This window comes from Aeromonas sp. INTO2, assembly GCF_049860605.1.
Lineage (GTDB): Bacteria > Pseudomonadota > Gammaproteobacteria > Enterobacterales > Aeromonadaceae > Aeromonas > Aeromonas caviae.
Window position 1 is genome coordinate 4,477,501 of sequence record NZ_CP187588.1, and the last position, 20,549, is coordinate 4,498,049.

15 protein-coding genes, 1 tRNA gene and 2 rRNA genes (1 of these 18 running past the window's edge) are annotated in these 20,549 nt (G+C 61.2%); 10 read left to right on the forward strand and 8 right to left on the reverse strand.

The features are described from left to right. The 3 genes from ACPW74_RS21260 to ACPW74_RS21270 all read left to right on the forward strand — a co-directional run. Positions 1-1,599: ribosomal RNA gene (locus ACPW74_RS21260) — 23S ribosomal RNA — on the forward strand; it begins 1,290 nt to the left of the window's first position. A gap of 126 nt (positions 1,600-1,725) precedes the next feature. Then, a 5S ribosomal RNA gene (gene rrf, locus ACPW74_RS21265) occupies positions 1,726-1,840 on the forward strand. Between the two features lie 98 nt (positions 1,841-1,938). Next, positions 1,939-2,015, forward strand: a tRNA-Asp gene (locus ACPW74_RS21270). Between the two features lie 1,303 nt (positions 2,016-3,318). On the opposite strand, the gene ACPW74_RS21275 is transcribed toward ACPW74_RS21270, so the two are convergent. The 5 genes from ACPW74_RS21275 to ACPW74_RS21295 form a co-directional block, all read right to left on the reverse strand. Beyond that, positions 3,319-4,305: a helix-turn-helix transcriptional regulator gene (locus ACPW74_RS21275; protein WP_029313511.1), complete on the reverse strand. Its 987-nt coding sequence runs from the start codon at positions 4,303-4,305 to the stop codon at positions 3,319-3,321. A gap of 286 nt (positions 4,306-4,591) precedes the next feature. Then, a complete protein-coding gene (locus ACPW74_RS21280) occupies positions 4,592-4,978 on the reverse strand; it encodes a SirB2 family protein (RefSeq protein ID WP_103858883.1) in 387 nt (128 codons plus the stop codon). Next, entirely contained in the window at positions 4,975-6,831 is a 1,857-nt protein-coding gene (locus ACPW74_RS21285; RefSeq protein ID WP_043154446.1) for a monovalent cation:proton antiporter-2 (CPA2) family protein, read from the reverse strand. Before ACPW74_RS21285 ends, ACPW74_RS21280 begins: the two co-directional genes overlap by 4 nt. A 70-nt stretch (positions 6,832-6,901) precedes the next feature. Next, positions 6,902-7,501, reverse strand: a complete 600-nt coding sequence (locus tag ACPW74_RS21290; RefSeq protein ID WP_010672574.1) for an NAD(P)H-dependent oxidoreductase — start codon at positions 7,499-7,501, stop codon at positions 6,902-6,904. 59 nt (positions 7,502-7,560) lie between these two features. Further along, positions 7,561-8,403, reverse strand: coding sequence for a LysR family transcriptional regulator (locus ACPW74_RS21295; protein ID WP_042015287.1), 843 nt, complete (start codon positions 8,401-8,403; stop codon positions 7,561-7,563). 140 nt (positions 8,404-8,543) lie between these two features. Between ACPW74_RS21295 and ACPW74_RS21300 the strand changes: the two genes are divergently transcribed. The 6 genes from ACPW74_RS21300 (at position 8,544) to ACPW74_RS21325 (ending at position 16,768) form a co-directional block, all read left to right on the forward strand. Beyond that, positions 8,544-9,266, forward strand: coding sequence for an SDR family oxidoreductase (locus ACPW74_RS21300; RefSeq protein WP_045522991.1), 723 nt, complete (start codon positions 8,544-8,546; stop codon positions 9,264-9,266). Positions 9,267-9,342: 76 nt separating this feature from the next. Further along, positions 9,343-9,666 (forward strand): hypothetical protein, encoded by a 324-nt coding sequence (locus ACPW74_RS21305; protein WP_069652338.1) that lies wholly within the window; start codon positions 9,343-9,345, stop codon positions 9,664-9,666. Between the two features lie 45 nt (positions 9,667-9,711). Next, on the forward strand, positions 9,712-10,143 hold the full coding sequence (locus ACPW74_RS21310; protein ID WP_279980983.1) for a DUF411 domain-containing protein: 432 nt from the start codon (positions 9,712-9,714) through the stop codon (positions 10,141-10,143). A gap of 288 nt (positions 10,144-10,431) precedes the next feature. Then, positions 10,432-12,597, forward strand: a complete 2,166-nt coding sequence (locus ACPW74_RS21315) for a S9 family peptidase (protein ID WP_425858464.1) — start codon at positions 10,432-10,434, stop codon at positions 12,595-12,597. A 547-nt stretch (positions 12,598-13,144) separates the two neighbouring features. Continuing rightward, positions 13,145-14,116, forward strand: coding sequence for a TAXI family TRAP transporter solute-binding subunit (locus ACPW74_RS21320; RefSeq protein ID WP_042865391.1), 972 nt, complete (start codon positions 13,145-13,147; stop codon positions 14,114-14,116). An 87-nt stretch (positions 14,117-14,203) separates the two neighbouring features. Next, positions 14,204-16,768: a TRAP transporter permease gene (locus tag ACPW74_RS21325; protein ID WP_279980986.1), complete on the forward strand. Its 2,565-nt coding sequence runs from the start codon at positions 14,204-14,206 to the stop codon at positions 16,766-16,768. A gap of 88 nt (positions 16,769-16,856) precedes the next feature. Here the strand turns inward: ACPW74_RS21325 and ACPW74_RS21330 are convergent, their stop codons facing one another. After that, positions 16,857-17,015, reverse strand: a complete 159-nt coding sequence (locus ACPW74_RS21330) for a hypothetical protein (protein ID WP_005332188.1) — start codon at positions 17,013-17,015, stop codon at positions 16,857-16,859. A 172-nt stretch (positions 17,016-17,187) separates the two neighbouring features. Here ACPW74_RS21330 and ACPW74_RS21335 point away from each other — a divergent pair, with 172 nt between their 5' ends. After that, a complete protein-coding gene (locus ACPW74_RS21335; RefSeq protein WP_042864577.1) occupies positions 17,188-17,814 on the forward strand; it encodes a lysoplasmalogenase in 627 nt (208 codons plus the stop codon). 60 nt (positions 17,815-17,874) lie between these two features. Here ACPW74_RS21335 and ACPW74_RS21340 read toward each other — a convergent pair whose 3' ends face one another. Together ACPW74_RS21340 and ACPW74_RS21345 are read right to left on the reverse strand one after the other, a co-directional pair. Then, positions 17,875-19,428: a DHA2 family efflux MFS transporter permease subunit gene (locus tag ACPW74_RS21340; protein WP_042881900.1), complete on the reverse strand. Its 1,554-nt coding sequence runs from the start codon at positions 19,426-19,428 to the stop codon at positions 17,875-17,877. After that, positions 19,428-20,480 (reverse strand): HlyD family secretion protein, encoded by a 1,053-nt coding sequence (locus ACPW74_RS21345; protein ID WP_171865606.1) that lies wholly within the window; start codon positions 20,478-20,480, stop codon positions 19,428-19,430. Before ACPW74_RS21345 ends, ACPW74_RS21340 begins: the two co-directional genes overlap by 1 nt. Positions 20,481-20,549 lie beyond the last annotated feature (69 nt).

The window sequence follows — 20,549 nt, forward strand, 5'->3', positions numbered from 1 at the left end:
CCAAGGGTTCCTGTCCAACGTTAATCGGGGCAGGGTGAGTCGACCCCTAAGGTGAGGCCGAAAGGCGTAATCGATGGGAAGCAGGTTAATATTCCTGCACGACTTGTAATTGCGATGGGGGGACGGAGAAGGCTAGGTGGGCCAGGCGACGGTTGTCCTGGTGAAAGTGCGTAGGTGGTGTTTCTAGGCAAATCCGGAGACACAACACTGAGACACGAGACGAACGCACCACGGTGCGGAAGCCATTGATGCCCTGCTTCCAGGAAAAGCCTCTAAGCTTCAGATTACAAGTCATCGTACCCCAAACCGACACAGGTGGTCGGGTAGAGAATACCAAGGCGCTTGAGAGAACTCGGGTGAAGGAACTAGGCAAAATAGAACCGTAACTTCGGGAGAAGGTTCGCTCTTGATGGTGAAGTCCCTTGCGGATGGAGCTGTCGGGAGTCGCAGTGACCAGATGGCTGGGACTGTTTATCAAAAACACAGCACTCTGCAAACACGAAAGTGGACGTATAGGGTGTGACACCTGCCCGGTGCCGGAAGGTTAATTGATGGGGTTAGCGCAAGCGAAGCTCTTGATCGAAGCCCCGGTAAACGGCGGCCGTAACTATAACGGTCCTAAGGTAGCGAAATTCCTTGTCGGGTAAGTTCCGACCTGCACGAATGGTGTAACCATGGCCATGCTGTCTCCACCCGAGACTCAGTGAAATCGAATTCGCCGTGAAGATGCGGTGTACCCGCGGCTAGACGGAAAGACCCCGTGAACCTTTACTACAGCTTGGCACTGAACATTGAACCTACATGTGTAGGATAGGTGGGAGGCTTTGAAGGCGTGACGCCAGTTGCGCTGGAGCCGTCCTTGAAATACCACCCTTGTATGTTTGATGTTCTAACGCAGGCCCATGAATCTGGGCCGCGGACAGTGCCTGGTGGGTAGTTTGACTGGGGCGGTCTCCTCCCAAAGAGTAACGGAGGAGCACGAAGGTTGGCTAATCCTGGTCGGACATCAGGAGGTTAGTGCAATGGCATAAGCCAGCTTAACTGCGAGACGGACAGGTCGAGCAGGTACGAAAGTAGGTCATAGTGATCCGGTGGTTCTGAATGGAAGGGCCATCGCTCAACGGATAAAAGGTACTCCGGGGATAACAGGCTGATACCGCCCAAGAGTTCATATCGACGGCGGTGTTTGGCACCTCGATGTCGGCTCATCACATCCTGGGGCTGAAGTCGGTCCCAAGGGTATGGCTGTTCGCCATTTAAAGTGGTACGCGAGCTGGGTTCAGAACGTCGTGAGACAGTTCGGTCCCTATCTGCCGTGGGCGTTGGATGATTGAAGGGAGTTGCTCCTAGTACGAGAGGACCGGAGTGAACGAACCTCTGGTGTTCGGGTTGTCACGCCAGTGGCACTGCCCGGTAGCTAAGTTCGGAATCGATAACCGCTGAAAGCATCTAAGCGGGAAGCGAGCCCTGAGATGAGTCATCCCTGACCCCTTGAGGGTCCTAAAGGGCCGTTGGAGACCACAACGTTGATAGGTGGGGTGTGTAAGCGTAGCGATACGTTGAGCTAACCCATACTAATTACCCGTGAGGCTTAACCATACAACACCCAAGAAGTGTTTCTGGCCTTGTAGCGAATGAGCGAACTACTTACAAATTCAGTGGTAATGACAACGCACACTAGCGAAGTCGTTATTCACATCAGCTTTCCGAGATTGAAGATTTTTGCCTGGCGGCAATAGCGCAGTGGAACCACCTGACCCCATGCCGAACTCAGAAGTGAAACGCTGTAGCGCCGATGGTAGTGTGGCATTCGCCATGCGAGAGTAGGACACTGCCAGGCACCCAATTAAACGGTGATGTGAAGAATCACATGACCGGCTACGAGGATGACACCTCACAAACAAGCAGCAAAAGATTTAGCGAAAGCTAACCGAATGCGGAGCGGTAGTTCAGTCGGTTAGAATACCGGCCTGTCACGCCGGGGGTCGCGGGTTCGAGTCCCGTCCGCTCCGCCACTAAATTGAAAGGCCTTCCCTGACGGGAAGGCCTTTTTGCTTTCTGACATTTACCCAATCCCTCATCCTCAGTGCCAGGTGGCTTGGCCGGGTTATCCTCATTTCCCTACACGACCATCTCCGCCTTGCCGAATGGCATCCACGCTTCATTCGTGGTCACACATATAGACAGTTCAGGGATGACTCAACAATCTGCCTGGCGGAGCAGAAGCCAGTGGCCATTGTTACCTGGAATCAGTCGCCAGGATTACTCTGGCTGGTTGGCCGCGGCTGATCTGCTGCGCTCTGGGGGCCTAGTGGATATCGCTGAGTATAGATGAGGGAGGGCGGAGGAAAGGCAAGGAACGCTACTGTGGCTGCCTCTGGTGGGTATACAAACAGGTTATCCGTGATGCAGATGGCGTGATGTGGGCAGGATCGCTCAGGCTGATTCCATTCTCTGATGTGTGGCCGCACAAAAGAAAAGGGGACAGCATCTGCTGTCCCCTCAAGTCATTTCGTCCATTCCCTGAACTGCCATGCTCCCTGCAATCCTTGACGCTATCCTTTCCTTTGGAAATTCCCCTTCCCAATCCGTTGGGGTGTCCTATGGCCTTCCTAGCCTGGCAATCTGTCCTGATTGCTTCACCCTCTCCTTCCTGGAGGTGTCCATTACCACATCCCGTGGTGTTCCTGCGTCATCCTGACTGATAACCATCCTGGCTATCACGCGTCATCTTGAAGCTGTTCCTGACCGCGTCTTGCGGTGTCCTTTCATCCTTGATGAGCGACAATCCGTGCCACTCAACCTCATCCCGAGGTATCCAACTACCGCATCCTGCGGTTGTCCTGTCGATCCTTGTGATAACCATCCTAGCTATCAACCCCATCCCGAGGTGTTCCTTGCCCACATCCTGCAGGCTATTCCTTGTTTATGCGCTGTTTCTGCATCCTGCCGAATCAGCTCGTCCTTATGAGACCCATACTAAGGCAATTACGGGCTCGAACAAGGTGTGCATTCGGCTTGGGTTCCGTGACATGCGGTGCAGAAATGGGCTTGTGTGGAATATTATCTACGTTTATCAGTTACTTAGATAGTTTCCATGGAAAGCATACCCAGTGCGGGATGGCTTCACGTACGGTTCAACACTGAGGGGTCTTACAGGGGGAATGGCAGATCTCTTACAAGCAGAAATCGGTAGGAAAACGATGGTACAGCCGCTTCAATCAGGGGTGTAAGAGTTCAAAATTAATTGAATACTTATGCTTTAAAAGTAGACAAAAGCCGAGATAAATCTCGGCTTTGTATTGTCTGCTGGTTTCTTTAGCTGACCCTTGTCCCAGGAGTCGGGTAGGCCTTGCGCAGTGATTCGGGTGCAAGTACCTCCAGGTTGCCGCTCATGTTGTTCAGCCAGGAGCGGAACTCGGGCGTATCCTGCACTTCGGTCTCCACCACCACGCTGCGCTTGTCGTAACGGGTCATGCGCGGGTTATGCCCCGGGATTTGTCCATCGATCAGGGTCGGGCAGTTGGCATCGATGCGCCCGACGAAGCGGATCGGACCGCTGACGTCCTGATAACCCTGGTCGCGGATCAGCTTCTGGATATTGAAGTCCTTCGGCTGGGTCGCGCTGAAGTTGGTCAACTCCACGTTCTTGATGTGATCGAACGGGATGCCGTAGACCTTGGGATCCAGCTCGGAGAGGGTACAGAGCAGGATGGGGCCATCGGGTTGGTTCAGGATGCCGAGGGGATTGATGCGGTCATAGCAGAGCCAGACAGTACGCTCCTTGATGACACGCTGGATCTCGGCGCTGAATTTGCGACCACGCCAGAGGGCGTCGCGGATCAGGGTGCTGCGGCGGATCTCCGGATTGCCGGCGAAGGGGCGAGGTGACTGGTGCACGCTCTCCAGCCAGCGCTCGGCCAGTTCGCTCTGGCTGTCGCGGATCACCTGACCAGCCTTGTCGATCAGCGGGTTCAATTCGGTCAGCACGCTTGCCGGCAACAGTTGGCTTGCCTGGTCGCTCCAGGTTTTCAGGGCCACTGCCAGCGAGAGCGGCATGATGTTGGCAAAGTCATTGAGACCATGGCGCTCGAAGCACCAGCCATGAGGCTTGCTGCGCTCATCGGAGGTGAGGTCGAACAGTCCCATGCCGGACATCTCTTCCAGGTCCCGTTGCACGGTACGGAGACTGACGTGAATGCCTTCCTCTTCCAGTTTTACCTGGAGTTGGCTGGCGGTCAGCTTGTAAGGGCGGTGCGGGATGCAACGCGCCAAGGTCAGTTGTCGTAACAGCTTCTTACTCATGGTGCATGCCTTCACTGGTTTAGCGTTGAGTGTATCCTAGCCATGGCCTGCGACAGTCTATGTCGCAAGTTTTGCTGCGACAACTGTCGCCATTTTCATACATGAAGAATCAAGCCATTGATAAATAAAACAAAACAACAAGCAAAAGGGGTTGTTTGAGCCCTTTTTTTATTGAAAACAAGCCTTGCGAGAATGCTTGCGACCAGGGTGACTGGAAGGAAATGGAAGCAATATGGAGGGGGAGGTGGGAAGGAGGTGAGGGACGGGCCCCCACCTCGACACGTCGTTATGCCAGCCAGGACCAGGCTGATTTGGTGATGGCTGCGCCCACCATGTAGCCGAATACTGCGAGAGCGGCCACTCCGGCCACCAGCTTCTGACCGCGGGCAGGGCGCTTGAGCGCCATGACGCCCAGGCCGATGTAGATCACCAGGGCAATCAGCTTGGCCATCAACCAGGGCTGCTGGCCAGGGCTCATCTGCAGGGCCACCGCCAGCAGCACGCCAAACAGCAGCAGGAAGGTGTCGTTGATGTGGGGCAGCACCTTCAACCATTTCTGTTGCAGCCGCCCGCTGCCCGCCAGCGCCAGGCTCCAGCGGTAGAGGAAGAGCAGCAGGCTGACCAGGGCCAGGGTCATGTGAAGGTGTTTGAGCATGGGGTAATAGGCAATCATGTTGCTTCCTTGTCGTTGTCGGGCAGACCGCTGTTCCATTGATGGGCGTGGGTACGCTCCTGTCCTTCCTGATCGTCTTGCAGCAGGTCGGAGAGGATGTCGCGGTATTGCAGGCTCTTGTTGATATAGGTGTGCTCGTCGTCCAGGTAGTTGACCTGTTCCCGCAGCAGCCGGTTGTCATACTGCTTGAACATCTGCCCCGCACGCCAGGCCTGATTGGCCCTGAATCCCAAGAGGGTGAGTGCTTCTACCCCAAGATCCACGGCCGACCCCAGGGTTTCGCGGTGCACGCTGTCTATCCCGTGGCGCAGGATCTCGTGGGCATGGGGTCTGTCCTGGGCACGGGCCAGTATTCTGAGGTGCGGGAAGTGCTTTTTCACCATCTCGATCACTTCGAGGGAGGTGGCCGGGTCATTGAGGGAGAGCACCAGCAGTTTGGCCTTGTGGGCGCCGGCCGCGTGCAGCAGGTCGAGTCGGCTGGCATCCCCATAAAACACCTGGTAGCCGTACTTTCTCAGCATCTCTATCTGGCTGGCATCCTGCTCTAGGATGGTGGTGCCAATACCATGGCCGTGGAGCAGGCGCCCCACTATCTGACCGAAGCGACCGAAGCCGGCGATGATGACCGGGTGTTCCACCAGCTCGGGCTGTTCATGTTCGGGGGTGTCACTCTGGTTGCGGTAGTCGAACCAGGGCTGGATCACCCGATCGTTGAGGATAAGCAGCAGCGGTGTCAGCGCCATGGAGAGGGCGACGACCAGAGTCAGCAGTGAGATGGTGCTGCCCGGCAGTACCTTGTTCTGGGCGGCGAACGAGAACAGCACGAAGGCGAACTCCCCGCCCTGGGCAAGGGCCAGGGCGAAGGTCCAGCGCTGGTTCGGGGAGAGGCGAATGACAAAGCCGAGCCCCATCAGCACCAGCCACTTGAGCACCATCAGACCGATCACCAGTGACGGGATCAACAGGGGATGGGCGGCAAAGAGGCTGAAGTCGATGCCGGCACCCACCGACATGAAGAAGAGGCCGAGCAGCAGCCCCTTGAACGGCTCTATGTCTGCTTCCAGCTCGTGGCGGTATTCGCTGTCCGCCAGCACCACGCCGGCGAGGAAGGAGCCGAGGGCGGGGGAGAGGCCGACGGATTCCATCAGCACGGCGATGGCGATCACCAGCAGCAGGGCGGCAGCGACGAAGATCTCCCGCATGTGGGACTGGGCGATGGCGCGAAACACCGGCCGCATCAGGTAATGGCCACCCAGCACGATGCCGGCGATGGCGGCCACCACCAGCAGGCCGTGCTGCCAGCCTGCCAGCTCCGAACTGCCGCTACTGGCGACCGGTGCAATGGCCAGCAGCGGCAGGATCGCCAGAATGGGGATGACGGCGATGTCCTGGAACAGCAACACCGCAAACGCGGAGCGGCCACTCTCGCTCTGCATCAGTTTGCGCTCCTGCAGGCTCTGCAGCACGATGGCGGTGGAGGAGAGCGCAAGAATGAGACCGATGGCGAGCCCCTGCTGCCAGGGCAGACCCAAAAGATAACCCACCCCGGTCAGGGCGACACTGGTGAGCAGCACCTGCAGACCACCGGTGCCGAGGATGGGCCCTTTCAGTTGCCACAACAGGGCCGGGCGCAGCTCCAGACCGACCAGAAACAGCATCAGCACCACCCCGAACTCGGCGAAGTGCATCACGTCTTTCTGCTCGCCCACCAGACCAAGCAGGAAGGGACCTATGATGATCCCCGCCAGCAGGTAGCCAAGGACGGAGCCCAGCCCCCACCGCTTGGCCAGCGGGACGGCGATCACCGCCGCCGAGAGGTAGATCAGGGCATCAAACAGCAATCCATGTCCCATCAGCGGCTCCTCCTTAACATGATGAATGCCGGTGAGGGCTGGCCGGGCCTGCGCCCGGATCGAGTGTGTGTCATGGGAGTACCCCCAGCAGATCGCGCAGATAGGGGCTCTCGGCCAGTTGGGCCGGGGTCAGCTGCTCGTCACGCAGGGCGCACAGCAGCTGGCGATAGTCCTGGCCGCAGCGGCGCAGCGCCTCGGGATCCTCGAGCTTGTGGAAAGAGTGCAGCACGAAAGGGGGCAGCCAGCGCATGCCGCACAGCTGTGCGGTCTGCTGGAAGGGGAGCAGGAAGTCGAGCAGCGGGCGCTGGTTGTAGCCGGCGCGGCAGTAGGATTCGGGGCCGCCCCCCGTGGTGATGGCGCTGAGCCACTGCTTGCCGCTGAGGGCGTGGGCCTCGGGGCCGTAGGCATAGCCGTACTCCAGCACCAGGTCCATCCACTCTTTCATGATGGCCGGGCAGGAGTACCAGTAGAAGGGGTGCTGGAAGACGATGATGTCGTGCTCCGCCAGCAGGGCCTGTTCCCGTTTCACGTTGATGAACATGTCCGGATAGCGCTGGCAGAGATCGTGCAGGGTGATCCCCTCCAGCCCCTCGATGGCGTGCAGTAGTTGCTTGTTGGCCCGGGAACTCTGCAGCGCCGGGTGTGAAAAGATGACCAGAATGCGTTTCATGGGATTCCTGAAGAGGGTCTGCTGCCGGCACATGCGACAGATTGTGAGCTGAAACGTTATCAAGAAGCTCCCTGGCCCGCCAGTTCCGGGATCAGTGCGCGCAGCGCCGGATTCAGGGTCTGGTGGGCGGGGTAGCAGAGGCCGATGCGGCGGAACATCCGGGGGCCGCTCACGGGCAGGGTGCACAGGCCCGCTTCGTCCTCCACCAGCCCGTCGGGCAGGAAGCTGATACCCACCCCGGCCAGCACCAGCGCCATCACCAGCCCCTTGCTCTCGGCCTTGGCCACCAGATTGAGGGTGAGCCGGTCACAGGCCAGCAGGCCTATGGTTTGCTGATGGGCTTCGCAGGGTGGGCACTCAATAAAATCATAATGTTGCAACTCAGCCAGCTCGATACGCGCCCTGCCCGCAAGAGGGTGTCCCCTGGGAACGCACAGCACGTACTCCTCTTCCCAGAGCGGCAGGAAGATCTCGTCCTCCCGGCGCAGGGCATCCAGGGTCAGTCGGCAGTCGGCCGGAGTGCCGTAATCGGAGAGGGTGAGATCCAACTCGGGCAGCACCCCCTGCACCCGCCGAAGCAATCCCGCCAGCCGACGTCGGCTGAGGTCGGGCATGATGGCCATGTTGAGTCTCGCACGCGTCGCCTTCTGGCGAAACAGGGTCGGCAGGCGACGCGCCTCTTCCACCAGCTTGACGGCGTGGGGATAGAGATAGTGGGCCGGATCCTTCGCTTCCACCCCCTTCTTGCCCCGGATGAAGAGGCTGTCCCCCAGGCTCTCTTCGAGCTGGCGAAGGCCGGCGGAGAGGGAGGGTTGGCTCACGTGGCAGCGGGCTGCCGCCGCCGTGATGTTCTTCTCTTCATAGATGGCGATGAAGAAGCGCAGCAATCTCAGGTCCAGCATGGGGATACCATAGTTAATTCAGATGATAACCAGCGGAAAACTATATTTATCGCCGATGGATGTAGCGACTATAGTGACTGGGTCCCGTGCTGGCCAGCCCTTGTTTGACGCCCATTTCAACGCATCAGAAGGAAAACTCCATGTCCAAGTCCCTTGTGGTGATCACCGGCGCGTCCGCCGGGATCGGTGCCGCCATTGCCCGCGCCTTCTCCACCGCCGGCCATCCGCTGCTGTTGCTGGCCCGCCGGGTCGAGCCCATGCAGGCGCTGAACCTGCCCGATACCCTCTGCATCGGGGTCGATGTCACCGACACCGCCGCCATGAAGGCCGCCGTGGCGCAGGCGGAGGCGCAATTCGGCCCGGTGGGATGTCTGGTCAACAATGCCGGCGTCATGCTGCTGGGACAGGCCGACGTGCAGGATCCCGCCGAGTGGCAGCAGATGCTCAACATCAACGTGATGGGGGTTCTGAATGGCGTGCATGCGGTACTGGCCGGCATGAAGGCCCGCCGCAGCGGCACCATCATCAACATCAGCTCCATCGCCGGTCGCAAGACCTTCCCGAACCATGCCGCTTACTGCGCCACCAAGTTCGCCGTTCACGCCCTGACCGAGAATATCCGGGAAGAGGTGGCCGATGTCGGCGTGCGGATGGTGACCATCGCTCCGGGCGCGGTGGAGACCGAGCTGCTCAGCCACACCACGGACGAGAGCATCAAGGCGGGCTATCACGACTGGAAGGATCAGATGGGAGGCGTCATTGCACCCGAGGTGATCGCCGACGCCGTGCTCTACGCCTGGCACCAGCCGGCCAACGTCTGCGTGCGGGAGATCGTGCTGGCGGCCACCCGCCAGCAACCCTGATGCAGACGGGGGAGGGGTTGACCCTCCCCCTGGGCCAAGGGTTACCATAGGCCCTCTTTCGTCATTGAGTCGTCTCATGGTCCTGACCCGTCGCCAACTCGCTCGCGCCCGCCGCTGGCTCCCCCTGTGGAGTCTGGTGCTGGTGCTGATGTCGTTTGGCAGCCGTGCGGCCACCGATCTCTGTACCCTGACGCCCCATTGCAGCCAGAGCGAGCGTACCCTGGAAAAAGCCATGCCCTGCGGCAGCTTCACCTCGGCGCTCGCCATGACGGTGCTCACCAACGACAGCCTGACGGTTGCCCGGCTTGAGCCCGACAGGCCGACATACCTCTCTCCCTCTCTGTTCATGCCGGAGGCGCCCCTGAAGCGTCTCGAGCGTCCGCCCCGTCACCACGGCTGAGTCGAGTTTCCCTTTCCGGGCATTTCTTCTTAACCGAGGTGAGATATGTACAAGTCCCTGTTACTGGCCGTGCTGGCCGGTACCGTCAGTTTTTCTGCTCTGGCAACCGGGCAGATAACCGTCTACAAGTCCCAGTATTGCGGTTGCTGCAAGACCTGGATCAAGCACATGGAAGAGAACGGCTTTGAGGTCAAGGTCGTGGAAACCGAGCAGCTTGACCCGATCAAGCAGCAGCATGGCATCACCCCGCAGCTGGCCTCCTGCCACACCGGGGTGGTGAACGGCTATGTGGTGGAGGGGCATGTGCCCGCTGCCGACGTGCAGAAGCTGCTCAAGGAAAAACCGGCGATCCGCGGTCTGACCATTCCGGGGATGCCCCAGAGTGCGCCGGGCATGGATATTCCGGGTCAGCCCTATCAGGTGCTGAGCATCAGTGACGAGGGCGCGACCAAAGTCTGGTCGAGCTACCCCGGCTGATGGATGCTGACCGTGAGCAGACACACTTCCATCATGTGAGGCACACCTGAGCGAACCCGTGTCGCCCACGGTCAGGGAGGAGGGCCGCCATCGCGAGATGGCGGCCCTTTTTCGTCGATTTGGGGGGGAATGTCCGGGGAGCCCTTGCAACCCCGGGCGACAAGGGGCAGATTGATCGCCAATTTTTATTTTCTCAGGGACGCTTTTCCCACTGCCTGCCGGTGTGCCGTCTGGATGCGTGCAGCACCAGCGGGAGGGGCGGCCCTGTGACAGCGCAAAGGATGCGACATGTTCACCTTTTCCCGGGGGTTGCTGCTGGCTTGCCTGCTTGCTGCGCCCTGTTCCCATGCCAACGAAGAGTCCGCCATGCCTACAAGCGATACTTCCACCCAGCCTGTCATTGTCCCCCCGGTGGCTGCCAAGCACCCCCATACCCTGAAAAAACACGGGGACACGCGCGTCGACAACTACTACTGGCTGCGTGACGACGAGCGGCAGAAGCCCGAGGTGCTGGACTATCTCAAGGCCGAGAATGCCTACACCGAGGCCATGCTCGCACCGATCAAGCCGCTGCGCGAGCAGCTCTACAAGGAGATGGTGGCCCGCATTCCCCAGCAGGACGAGTCTGTCCCCTATGTGAAGAACGGCTACCGCTATCAGACCCGTTACGAGCCGGGCAAGGAGTACGCCATCTACTCCCGCAGCAAGGTGGAAGGGGACGGGGCCTCCGCCCTGCTGCTGGATGGCAACCAGCGCGCCGAAGGCCACGAGTTCTATGCCCTCGGGGCGCTCGAGGTGAGCCGCAACAACCGCTGGCTGGCGGTGGCGGAAGATTATCTCTCCCGCCGTCAATACAGGATCCAGTTCCTCGATCTGGAGAGCGGCGCCTGGGCTGCCGACACCCTCGAGAACACCTCCGGCAACCTGGTGTGGGCCAACGACAGCAAGACGGTCTTCTACGTGCGCAAGCACCCCAAGACCCTGCTGCCCTACCAAGTCTATCGCCACGAGCTGGGCACGGACCCCGCGAAGGATACCCTGGTCTACGAGGAGAAGGACGACTCCTTCTATGTGAGCCTCTACGCCACCACCTCGGAAGATTTCATCGTCATCTCCCTCTCCAGCACCACCACCAGCGAGGCGCGCCTCATTGATGCCAATGTGCCGGGCCAGACGCCACGCCTGTTCCTGCCCCGTCAGGTGGATCACGAATACAGCCTGGATCACTACCGCGGCCGCTTCTATGTGCGCTCCAACAAGGACGGCAAGAACTTCGGCCTCTATGAGACCAAGGAGAGCCCGGTGGATCGCTGGAAGGCGGTGATCGCCCCCAATCCGGACGTGCTGCTGGAGAGCTATGCCCTGTTCAGGGACTGGCTGGTGCTGGAGGAGCGCAGCCAGGGGTTGACCCGGTTGCGTCAGGTCAACTGGCAGAGCGGCGAACAGAAGGAGATCGCCTTCGACGATCCCGCCTATGTCACCTGGCTTGCCTACAACCCGGAGCCGGACACCAGCGCCCTGCGCTATGGCTACTCCTCCATGACCACGCCGTCCTCCACCTATGAGCTCGACATGGACAGCGGCAAGCGGACTCTGCTCAAGCAGCAGCCGGTGGCGGGCTTCGTGCCTGCGCAATATGCCAGCGAGCGGCTCTGGATCACCGCCCGTGACGGCGTGGCCGTGCCGGTGTCGCTGGTCTATCGCAAGGACAAGTTCAAGAAGGCAGGGGGTGGTGCAGGCACCAATCCCCTGCTGGTCTACGGCTATGGCTCCTACGGCGCCAGCATGGACCCGGACTTCAGCAGCTCACGCCTGAGCCTGCTGGACCGGGGCTTCGTCTACGCCATCGCCCATATCCGGGGTGGCGAGGAGCTGGGCCGCACTTGGTATGAAGAGGGCAAGCTGCTCAAGAAGCAGAACACCTTCAACGACTTCATCGACGTGACCGAGGCGCTGGTGGCGCAAGGCTACGGTGCCAGGGATCAGGTCTATGCCATGGGGGGCAGCGCCGGCGGCCTGCTGATGGGGGCCGTCATCAACCAGGCGCCCCAGCTCTATCGCGGCGTGGTGGCCCAGGTGCCCTTCGTCGACGTGGTCACCACCATGCTGGACGAGTCCATTCCCCTCACCACAGGGGAGTATGACGAGTGGGGCAACCCGAACCAGAAGCGCTACTACGACTACATGAAGGCCTACAGCCCCTACGATCAGGTCAAGGCCCAGCCCTACCCGAATCTGCTGGTGACCACGGGGTTGCACGACTCCCAGGTGCAGTACTGGGAGCCGGCCAAGTGGGTGGCCAAGCTGCGTGAGCTGAAGACGGACGACAACCAGTTGCTGCTCAGCACCGACATGGAGGCCGGTCACGGCGGCAAGTCGGGCCGTTTCAAGGCCTATGAGGACATCGCCCTGGAGTTCGCCTTCATTCTGGAGCTGGCTGGCAGCAAGGCGTGATGGCCGGGCCCAAATGAAATCAGCTTGTTACCAAACCCCGTTCCGGCAGCCCCGGATCGGGGTTTTTGCATCTTGGCGACAAAAGCGTCATTAACGTCGTGTTTATGCTGTTCAGTAAGCACTTCGCAATATAACGGACCAGGTTTCTAATCCTTGCCAGTCAAGGGTTGCGAAAGAATCTGGGCGTGCTTTTTATTGCTTCCCTTTGATAGTTCATGTAATTAATCTGCCCTTGAGAAATGAATGATCCGCTTCAAACTTCTCGCTATTTAAATCCGCCATTTTGCTGTTTTGTTTGATTTATGTTGGTGTTATGTGCTTAATCGGAGCGTTAATGCTTTTGAACTGACCCGTTTCTGGTCAGATCACCTCCGATCGGCATGACGCTGATTATCTCACCGCAGGATGATGGTGGCTTCTGGAAGGGCGCGTGCCGCTCGACCATTTCCTCGTACGAGGTCGTATAGGCGAACCCAGTCTTGGTGCGGGTCTGTCTCATATTCTCCCGGGAAACGGGTGAAATAAATCAATGAAAAGGATGAAGAACATGAAAGGATTATCCTTGGCGTGCGCCTTGTCGGCGGCTCTGGTCGGTGTGTCGTTTGGTGGTCCGGTGCAAGCGCAGGAGCGCTTCGTGACCATAGGCACTGGCGGTCAGACCGGCGTCTACTACGTGGCGGGCCAGTCCATCTGCCGCTTCCTCAACCGCGGCGCCGCCGATCACCAGATCAAGTGCAACGCCCCGGCCAGTGGCGGTGGTGTTGCCAACGTCAACGGCATCCGCTCCGGCGAATTCAACTTCGGCATCATGCAGTCCGACCACCAGTACAAGGCGATGAAGGGCGTCGAGCCGTTCAAGGCCGAAGGTCCGATGGATGACATCCGCGCCGTCTTCTCCCTGCAGAGCGAAGTGTTCACCATCCTGGCCCGCAAGGACGCCAAGATTGCCAGCTTCGACGACCTGAAGGGCAAGCGCGTCAACATCGGCAATCCGGGTTCCGGTCAGCGTGACACCTTCGAAGAGATCATGACCGTGAAGGGCTGGGACAAATCCGCCTTCAGCCTGGTTTCCGAACTGAAACCCGCCGAGCAGGCCTCTGCCCTGGGTGACAACAACATCGACGCCATGAGCTACTTCGTCGGCCACCCGAACGGCGCCATCCAGGAAGCCTCCACCACCACGGACACCGTGCTGGTGCCGGTCACCGGCCCCGAGATCGACAAGCTGCTGGCCGAGAAGAGCTACTACAGCAAGGCCGAGATCCCGGGTGGTCTCTACAAGGGCAGCCCGAACCCGACTCCGTCCATCGGTGGCAAGGCGGTGCTCTCCACCAGCGCCAAGGCCGATCCGGAAGTGGTCTACCAGCTGGTCAAGTCCGTGTTCGACAACCTGGACCGCTTCAAGCGCCTGCACCCGGCCTTCGCGGATCTGAAGGAAGCCGACATGATCAAGGTGGGTCTCTCCGCTCCGCTGCATGAAGGCGCTGTGCGTTACTACAAGGAACGTGGCTGGATGTAATCCGGCTGCGTCTTCGGATGTGCCCCGGACTCGCTCCTCCTTTGGGGGGGCGAGTCTCATTTATTGCAGTACCTACAGAGTCACACTATGCAGCAAACACAACAACAAGAGGCGCTCTCGGCCGAGGAGCTGATCGCCCAGGACGTCGGCGCCAGGCTGCCCGTCGGCCCCATGAGCTGGATCATCGCAGGTCTTGCGCTGATCTGGTCCCTGTTCCAGCTCTGGATCGCCTCGCCGCTGCCCTTCTCCCTCGGCATCGGCGTCCTCAACGACACTGAAACACGCTCGATTCACCTGGCCTTCGCCATCCTGCTCGCCTACCTGGTGTTCCCGGCCATGCGCAGCTCACCGCGAGACAGGGTTCCCCTTGCCGACATCGCCCTCGGCCTCGTCGGTGCCGCCGTCGCCAGCTATCTGTTCGTGATGTACCAGGAGCTTGCCCAGCGTCCCGGCAACCTGACCACCATGGACTTCGCGGTGGCCTGCGTCGGCATCCCGCTCCTGCTGGAAGCGGCCCGCCGCGCCCTGGGCCCGGCCCTAGCGGTCATCGCCATCGTCTTCCTGGCCTACAGCCTGGCCGGTCCCTGGATGCCTTCCCTGCTGGCCCACCGCGGGGTGAGCCTGCATGCGCTGGCCAACCACCAGTGGATCACCACCGAAGGGGTGTTCGGCATCGCCCTTGGGGTCTCCACCAGCTTCGTCTTCCTGTTCGTGCTGTTTGGCGCCCTGCTCGAGCGCGCCGGTGCGGGCCACTACTTCATCCAGCTCGCCTTCAGCCTGCTGGGTCACCTGCGCGGCGGCCCGGCCAAGGCGGCCGTGGTCGCCTCGGCCCTGACCGGCGTCATCTCCGGCTCCTCCATCGCCAACGTGGTGACCACGGGCACCTTCACCATCCCCATGATGAAACGGGTCGGTTTCTCCAAGGAGAAGGCCGGCGCGGTGGAAGTGGCCTCTTCGGTCAACGGCCAGATCATGCCGCCGGTCATGGGGGCTGCGGCCTTCCTGATGGTGGAGTACGTGGGCATCCCCTATGTGGAGATCATCAAGCACGCCTTCCTGCCGGCGGCCATCTCCTACATCGCCCTGCTCTACATCGTGCACCTCGAGGCGCTCAAGCTCGGGATGCAGCCCATCGGCAACCGTCAGCCGCGCCCCTGGCTGCGTCGCCTGACCGGCTTCGCCTTCGGTGCCGCCCTCATCAGCGGCCTCTCCATGGCGGTCTACTACGGTCTGGGCTGGCTCAAGCCGGTGCTGGGTGACTATGCCCTGCCGGGGATCAGCGTGTTGCTGGCCGTCGCCTACCTGGGACTGCTGAAGATCGCCGCCAGCAACGCGCCGCTGCCGGCGGAAGACCCGGACAAGCCGCTGGACGAGCTGCCCGAGACCCGCGCCGTGCTGCTCTCCGGCCTGCACTTCCTGCTGCCCGTGGTGGTGCTGGTGTGGTGTCTGATGGTGGAGCGCCTCTCCCCCGGCCTGTCGGCCTTCTGGGGTTCGGTGATGCTGATCATCATCCTGCTGACCCAGCGACCGCTGCTGAACTGGCTGCGCACCGACGGCAAGCATGACTACGGCTCCTTCACCGATGGCGTGGTGGACCTGCGCGAGGGGCTGATTGCCGGTGCTCGCAACATGATCGGCATCGGCATTGCCACCGCCACTGCCGGTATCATCGTCGGGGCCGTCTCCCAGACCGGCGTCGGCCTGGTGCTGGCGGATCTGGTGGAGTTCCTCTCCATGGGCAACCTGCTGCTCATGCTGATCCTCACCGCCCTGCTGAGCCTCATCCTCGGCATGGGACTGCCGACCACTGCCAACTACATCGTGGTATCGAGCCTGCTGGCGCCGGTGATCGTCACCCTGGGCCAGCAGAACGGCCTCATCGTGCCGCTCATCGCGGTGCACCTGTTCGTCTTCTACTTCGGCATCATGGCGGACGTGACCCCGCCGGTGGGGCTGGCCTCGTTCGCCGCGGCCGCCGTCTCCAAGGGCGACCCCATCAAGACCGGGATCACGGCGTTCTACTACAGCCTGCGTACCGCGGCGCTGCCCTTCCTGTTCATCTTCAACACGGATCTGCTGCTGATCAACGTGGACTTCGCCCACGGCGTACTGATCTTCTTCGTGGCCACCATCGCCATGCTGATCTTCGCTGCCGCCACCCAGGGCTTCTTCCTGGTGAAGAGCCGCTGGTACGAGAGCGTGCTGCTGCTGCTGGTGGCCTTCACCCTGTTCCGTCCTGGCTTCTGGATGGATCTGCTGCACGACCCGTATCGCGACACCGCCCCGGCCGAGCTGGTCCAGACCATGGGGCAGGTGGAGGCCGAGAGCACCCTGCGCCTGCGCATGGAAGGGGAAGATGCGGTGGGCAAGTTGCGCCGCTTCACCGTGCTGCTGCCGGTGCCGGAGGGCGCCAGTGGCGAGGATCGTCTGGCCAAGCTGGGGATCCAGACCTATGAGCAGGAGGGCAAGATCCTGATCGACACCGTCACCTTCGGCAGCCAGGCCGCCGATCTGGGGCTGGAGATGGATCAGCAGATCCTGAGCGTCAAGGCGCCTACCGAGCGCTGGCCCAAGGAGCTGATGTGGCTGCCGGGCTTCCTGCTGTTCGGGGCCGTGGTCTGGCTGCAACGCCGCCGGGTCGCTCGACCCTGACCATCACCCAATAAAAAACGGCGCCTTCGGGCGCCGTTTTTTATGCTGGGCTGTGATGCCAGCCGCTTCGGGCCATCAGTCCAGGGCATCAGTTGGACTGGGTCTGCTTCTGTTTTTGCAGTTGGTCGAGGGTCTGCTGCTCCTGCGGGCTGAGGCCAAGCTGCTCGCAGGCCTGTTCAAAGCTGATGCCAAGATGGCACATCATGATGTCGATAGCGGGCAGGTAGTTGGTCATAGCGTCTTCCATGGTGATCCTCCAGAACTGTCTCTTATGCCCGAGGGCGGGGATGGGGGCAATTAGACTTTAGGTGTAGGGTGCCATCTGCTTCAGCCTCTGCCACTGGCCAGGGGAATTTGCTACTCTTGCGGGCACTAAAGAGGTTGCCGCCCCAGGGCGAGCAGCCGGTGAGGAGCAGGGCATGTTATTGAGTTTCTTGATCATCGCATCGGGCTGGTGGCACATCCGCGCGGCTTACGGCTCAGACTCCCGTCAGTTCTACATCAGCAAACCCCTGACCATGCTGTTCATCATCGCCCTGGCGTTTGGCTACCAGAGCGACGATCACAACGGCTCCCACGCCTGGATCCTGCTCGGTCTCTGCCTGTCGCTGGCGGGTGACGTGCTGCTGATGCTGCCACGGGATCGTTTCATCCAGGGGCTGGCGGCATTTCTTGTCGCTCACCTCTGCTACATCGTCGGGTTCGCCCAGGGGCCCCTGGTGCTCAAGCTGGTGGACGGCCTGCTGCTGCTGTTGGTGGCCGGCATGGTGTTCGGGCTCCTGTGGGGCCAGCTCGGCGAGATGAGGATCCCCGTCTTCTGCTACATGCTGGTGATCATCGCCATGGCCTGGGTGGCTGCCGGTGCCTGGCATGCCTCTCTCACTGCCGGCAGCGCCGCCGCCCTGGTGGGGGCGCTGATGTTCCTCTTCTCCGACAGCATGCTGGCACTGGACCGCTTCCGCCGCCCCTTCCCCCATGCCACGGCCTGGATCATGAGCAGCTACTTCGCGGCCCAGTTCCTGATCGCCGCCTCCCTGGCGGGCTGACCAGCGGGCAGCTATGAAAAACGGGCCTTCTGGCCCGTTTTGCTATGTGATCCCCACCTTTCACGCCTCGACCGGTTCTGCGTCAGGGGCCCTCGGGGCCGGCTGCTTGAGCAGCAGCATCAGGGCGCTGGCGACGAGCAGGAAGATACCCATCACGTAGAACACCTGGTTGTAGGCCATGATGGCCGCCTCGCGGCTGATGGTGTTCGACAGCATGGCCCGGGCCTGCAACTGGGCCTGCTCCGGCCCGGCTCCCTGGGCCATCATGTTCTGGGCCAGCTGCATCAGATAGGCCTGCCCCTCGATGCTGGTGGCGGCCAGGGTGCTGCCGATCTGGCTGACATGAGTCCGGGTGTCGTTGTCGATCAGGGTGGCGATGATGGCGATGCCGAAGGCGCCCCCCAGGTTGCGCAGCACGTTGAGCAGGGTCGAGGAAGAGGGGATCTCGTCCGGCGTCAGGCTGGCGGTCGCCACCAGGGAGAGGGGCACCATGATGAAGGGCTGCCCCAGGGCCCGCACGATGAGGGACTGGATCAGCTGGGGCCCGGCGTAGTCGGCATTCATGTTCACGTTCATGAAGCAGCTGATGGCGAAGACCAGAAAGCCGAAGCTCACCAGATAGCGCGGATCTATCTTGTGGGTCAGCTTGGGCACCAGGGGGAGCACCAGCAACTGGGGCAACCCCATCCACATCAGCACCTCACCGATTTCCAGGGCGTTGTAGTTGTGGATCTGGGTCATGTAGAGGGGCAGCACATAGATGGAGCCCATCAACCCCATACCGAGCACCAGGTAGGCGAAGCAGGCCAGGGCGAAGCGCGGGTTGTGCAGCAGCCGCAGGTTGACCAGGGGGTGGCGGCGCAGCAACTGGCTGATGACGAAGAACACCAGGGCCACCACCGAGATGACGGTGAGCCGCACGATGAAGCTCGAGCCGAACCAGTCCTCCCGGTTGCCCTCTTCCAGCACCACCTCCAGGAGGCCGAGACCCACCGCCATGGTGAGGATACCGATGAGATCCACCCGCTTGATCACCTCCCAGTCCACGGGCTTCCTGTCCAGTCCGTGGGCCAGCATGGCCATCACCAGCAGGCCGGGCGGCACGTTCAGATAGAAGATGTAGTGCCAGGACATCTGCTCCGTCAGCCAGCCCCCCAGGGTCGGGCCGATGGCGGGGGCGAAGGTGGCGCACAGGCCGAACAGCGCCATGCCGGTGGCTCGCTTGTGCAGCGGCAGCAGGCTGACGATGAGGGAGAAGGCCATGGGGATCAGGGCCCCGCCGGTGAAGCCCTGCAGCGCCCGAAAGACGATCATGCTGGTGAGGTTCCAGCTGAACGAGCAGAGCACGGAGGCGACGATGAAGGCGCCCGTGGTCCACAGCAGGTAGCGCCGCACGCTCAGTCCCCGGCTCAGCCAGCCGCTCAGCGGAATGGCGATCATCTCCGCCACCAGATAGGAGGTGGAGATCCAGGAGCTCTCGCTCAGGGTGGCCGAGAGTGCCCCCTGAATGTCTTTCAGGGAGGCGTTGGTGATCTGGATGTCGAGGATGGCCATGAAGGCGCCGATGAGGCCCCCCATGACCGCGATCCAGTTGCGGCGTGGTATGGCGTCCATCAGTGGGCGGCCACCACGGGATCAGGGGTGCGGGTGTCGACGATCACCTCGGTGGAGAGGCCGGGCAGCAGCTTGCCCGCCAGAGCGCCCGGATCCGGGATGCGGATCTTGACCGGTACCCGCTGCACGATCTTGGTGAAGTTACCGGTGGCGTTCTCCGGCGGCAGCAGGGCGAACTTGGCGCCGGTGGCCGGAGAGAGGCTGTCGATGATCCCCTCGACCGGTTGATCCGGATAGGCATCCAGGATCACCTCCACCTTCTGGCCCGGCTGCATGTGCTGCAACTGGGTCTCCTTGAAGTTGGCCTCGACCCACACCTGGCTCAGGGGCACCAGGCTGGCCACCTGCATACCGGACTGGACGTAGAGCCCTTCCCGCAGGCTGCGCTTGCCGATGATGCCGTCAGCCGGGGCTCGCAGCTCGGTGTAGCCGAGTTCCAGCCTGGCTTGTTCAAGCTGGGCCTCGCTCAATGCCAGCCTGGCCTGGTTCTGCTTGGCTTCGGCATCCAGCACCAGCAGCCGCTCGCGGGCGGCCTGCAAGGCGGCTTTGGCCTCCAGTGCCTGGGCCTGGTTGACCTGCAAGCCGGCACGTACCTCGTCCAGGCTGTCCTGGGAGCTGTAGTGACGCTCATTGAGCTGGCTGACCCGGCGCACCTGCTGCTGGGCCCGGATCTGCTCGGCATTGGCCGAGCTGACTTTTGCCTCGGCCTGGCGGATGAGGCTCAACTGCTGGATACGGGTGGCGGCGAGGTTATCCGCCGTCGCCTGGTTGAGGTGCAGATCGGCCTCGGCCTCCGCCACCTTGGTCCTGTATTCGCGGTCGTCGAGCCGGGCGATGAGCTGGCCGGCCTTCACCGCCTGGTTGTCGGTCACCAGTACTTCGCTGATGTAGCCGGAGAGCTTGGAACCGATGCCGGTCACCTCGCTTTGCAGGTAGGCGTTGTCGGTGCTCTCGAAGTAGCGGCCATGCAGATACCAGTAACCGGCAAACAGCAGGCCGAGCAGGGCCAGCACCAGGGCGGCCAGCAGGGGGATCTTCTTGTGTTGACTCATGATATTGGTTTTCCTGAACTGTGGCGGGCAGGCTAACATCGTGCAACTGTTTCGATTAGTATCCATTCA

Bases quoted from the DNA above. Each gene is read 5' to 3' on its own strand.
- ACPW74_RS21275 (WP_029313511.1), bottom strand. From the start codon at position 4,305: ATGAGTAAGAAGCTGTTACGACAACTGACCTTGGCGCGTTGCATCCCG.
- ACPW74_RS21280 (WP_103858883.1), bottom strand. From the start codon at position 4,978: ATGATTGCCTATTACCCCATGCTCAAACACCTTCACATGACCCTGGCC.
- ACPW74_RS21285 (WP_043154446.1), bottom strand. From the start codon at position 6,831: ATGGGACATGGATTGCTGTTTGATGCCCTGATCTACCTCTCGGCGGCG.
- ACPW74_RS21290 (WP_010672574.1), bottom strand. From the start codon at position 7,501: ATGAAACGCATTCTGGTCATCTTTTCACACCCGGCGCTGCAGAGTTCC.
- ACPW74_RS21295 (WP_042015287.1), bottom strand. From the start codon at position 8,403: ATGCTGGACCTGAGATTGCTGCGCTTCTTCATCGCCATCTATGAAGAG.
- ACPW74_RS21300 (WP_045522991.1), top strand. From the start codon at position 8,544: ATGTCCAAGTCCCTTGTGGTGATCACCGGCGCGTCCGCCGGGATCGGT.
- ACPW74_RS21305 (WP_069652338.1), top strand. From the start codon at position 9,343: ATGGTCCTGACCCGTCGCCAACTCGCTCGCGCCCGCCGCTGGCTCCCC.
- ACPW74_RS21310 (WP_279980983.1), top strand. From the start codon at position 9,712: ATGTACAAGTCCCTGTTACTGGCCGTGCTGGCCGGTACCGTCAGTTTT.
- ACPW74_RS21315 (WP_425858464.1), top strand. From the start codon at position 10,432: ATGTTCACCTTTTCCCGGGGGTTGCTGCTGGCTTGCCTGCTTGCTGCG.
- ACPW74_RS21320 (WP_042865391.1), top strand. From the start codon at position 13,145: ATGAAAGGATTATCCTTGGCGTGCGCCTTGTCGGCGGCTCTGGTCGGT.
- ACPW74_RS21325 (WP_279980986.1), top strand. From the start codon at position 14,204: ATGCAGCAAACACAACAACAAGAGGCGCTCTCGGCCGAGGAGCTGATC.
- ACPW74_RS21330 (WP_005332188.1), bottom strand. From the start codon at position 17,015: ATGGAAGACGCTATGACCAACTACCTGCCCGCTATCGACATCATGATG.
- ACPW74_RS21335 (WP_042864577.1), top strand. From the start codon at position 17,188: ATGTTATTGAGTTTCTTGATCATCGCATCGGGCTGGTGGCACATCCGC.
- ACPW74_RS21340 (WP_042881900.1), bottom strand. From the start codon at position 19,428: ATGGACGCCATACCACGCCGCAACTGGATCGCGGTCATGGGGGGCCTC.
- ACPW74_RS21345 (WP_171865606.1), bottom strand. From the start codon at position 20,480: ATGAGTCAACACAAGAAGATCCCCCTGCTGGCCGCCCTGGTGCTGGCC.